This is a genomic window from Ilyobacter sp., assembly GCF_041583315.1.
Taxonomy (GTDB): Bacteria; Fusobacteriota; Fusobacteriia; order Fusobacteriales; family Fusobacteriaceae; genus Ilyobacter.
In genome coordinates, this window is the sequence record NZ_JBFHGC010000472.1 from 1 (window position 1) to 2279 (window position 2279).

The 2279-nt window shown below is 37.4% G+C and carries 1 protein-coding gene; it reads right to left on the reverse strand.

The features are described from left to right. The coding region (locus ABZA26_RS13070) for a heavy metal translocating P-type ATPase (RefSeq protein ID WP_372714946.1) at nt 1-2060 on the reverse strand (2060 nt) is incomplete at its 3' end. Nucleotides 2061-2279 lie beyond the last annotated feature (219 nt).

A 2279-nucleotide genomic window follows, 5' to 3' on the forward strand; every position in this document is an offset into this window, starting at 1 on the left:
ATATCTGAAAGTGCCAGAACAGGTGCGTCATTTATACCATCTCCTACGAATATCACAGAGCCCTTTACACTCTCTTTTATTCTTTGGAAATGCTCGACCTTTTCATTGGGCAGAAGTTCTGAATGAACCTCGGTTATGCCTATCTCTTTTCCGATACTTTCTGCCACCATTTTCCTGTCGCCAGTAAGCATATAGGATTTTATACCTATCTCTTTCAGCTGTTCTACAGCCAGGGCAGAATCTTTTTTGATCTCATCTGATATGAGAATATACCCTGCATAGAGATCATTTTTGGCTACGTAGACAATTGTTCCCAGAAGATCAGCTTCCTCAAAATCTATGGAATATTTCTTCAAAAGTTTTCCGTTTCCTGTCAGAATTTTATCTTTTTTATAATGAGCCTCTATACCATATCCTTCCAGCTCACGATGATCCTCTATCTGATCCCCTTTTATCTCTTTTTTAAAGGCCTCCTTTATGCATTCTGCTATGGGATGGTTGGAGTACCATTCTGCAGCTGCAGCCAGCTCTAAGAGCTCCTCCTGGTTTCCGTTTACAGACATAATATCTGTGACCTTGAATTTTCCCAGTGTTAGGGTACCTGTTTTGTCAAAAACGACGGCTTTTACATTATTTAATTCTTCTAAGTAGTTTCCGCCTTTTACAAGAACCCCTCTTTTAGATGCAGCTCCTATCCCGCTGAAAAAACTCAAAGGAATAGAAACAACTAATGCACAGGGGCACGAGATTACCAAAAATATAAGAGCTCTGTAGAACCATGTGGAAAAGTCTCCGACAAAAATAGGTGGTATGAAGGCTATGGCAAGGGCTGAAATTACAACTACCGGGGTGTAAAATTTTGCAAATTTTGTAATAAATTTTTCAGACTTAGCTTTTTTAGAGCTTGCATTTTCAACCATTTCAAGTATTTTTGACACTGTTGAGTGAGAAAAATCCTTGAGAACTTTTATTTCAAGAGTTCCGTTTCTGTTTACACTTCCGCTTAAAATTTTCTCTCCTGGAGCGACATCCTTTGGAAGAGACTCTCCGGTGAGGGCAGATACATCTATTGCAGAGCTTCCTTTTATGACTTCTCCGTCTAGCGGTACTTTTTCTCCTGGTTTTACAAGGATGATGTCCCCTATATTTACATTTTCAGGGGATACTTTTTCAAATTTCCCGCTGGAACTTTTCAGATTGGCATAGTCAGGTCTTATATCCATAAGGCTCTCTATTGATTTCCTGGAACTTTCCACGGCTCGATCCTGGAAATATTCTCCGATTTTATAAAATAGCATAACTCCCACAGCTTCGGAAGATTCTCCGATGGCAAAGGCACCAAAGGTGGCTATTGTCATGAGAAAGTTCTCATCCATAAAATTTCCTCTTTTGAAATTCTTAAATGAATTTAATACTATATCTCCCCCTACCAGGGTGTAGGCGATAAGCATTAAAAATATTTTGAACATGGGAATGTTTTTCATAAATAGCCCGGAGATAAACAATCCGCCCCCTACCAATAGAAACAAAAGCTCTTTTTTCGCCATGGACCCCTGAAAGTGCTCGTGCTCATGATCGTGATAGACCATTTCCGGGTGTTCATATTTTACCTCTACATGAGGTTCTAGGGATTTTACTATCTCTTCTACTTTCTGAAATATTTCCGTTTCCATATTTTTTTCTGAAATATTTAAATTTAAAATCTGCTGGGAAAAGTTCAGATTTGCAGTATCTACAAAGTCAAGCTTTGAGACCTGGCTCTCTATCTTTACTGCACATCCTGCACAGTTTAATCCTGAAAGTTTTATTTTCATAGCTTTTGATTTCTCTTTTATATCTTCAAAATAGGTACCAGGCTCTATGCTGTCAGCCACTTTATTTATCCGGTCCAGAAAATCTCCGGTATTTTTGTCTGGGATTTTAACAGTTATTTTTTTCTTCATAAAATTCAGATGTACATCTTCGGCTTCTTCTATAGATGAGATAGCTTCTTCTATCTTGGCTGCACATCCAGCACAGTGAAGGTTTCTTATGAGGTATTCTTTTTTTGTGTAATCCAATTTAATCACTCCCGTTATGTGAATATCTGTTCATATGTATTCTATATCTTTATTTTTTGTTTGTCAATTTTATTTTAATTATACGGCATTAAGCACCTGTTTCCCCTATACATAAACGGAAATAATTTATCTTTACCTGTCCTTGACAGACTGCACGTATGGGATTATTAAGCCTGTATTATTCATAAATTGTTTTTATTTCTTTTAGTTCGCTAAAAA